1 protein-coding gene is annotated in these 271 nt (G+C 42.8%); it reads left to right on the top strand.

Annotation, left to right across the window (positions count from 1 at the left end):
* On the top strand, positions 1-271 hold a 271-nt coding region (locus MN204_RS20675; RefSeq protein WP_249872935.1), incomplete at both ends, for a hypothetical protein.

Raw genomic sequence — 271 nt, 5'->3', positions numbered from 1 at the left:
AACAAGCCGTACTAGCAATTGCAAATCTATTTAATATTCCATTGCGCGAGACGACGAAGCAGGCAATGCGAATGCAATTTACGATTTGGTATTACCGTCTCATTAATGATCATCATCTTTTACCGGAAGAAATCCCGACATTATTAACGGATTCGGCAAAGTGGGATGCTGAACATCAGGCAACCCGCGCTGGACTAATTGAGTTAATGGGTTCATTTGTGTCTTTGCCTAAAGCTGTTGTGGAACGTGAAGCTGATTTTGCCATCGCTAG

It is taken from the genome of Oceanobacillus saliphilus (assembly GCF_023522835.1).
In the GTDB taxonomy this organism is placed as follows: Bacteria; Bacillota; Bacilli; order Bacillales; family Amphibacillaceae; genus Oceanobacillus; species Oceanobacillus saliphilus.
This window is presented reverse-complemented; position numbering and strand designations above follow the sequence as displayed.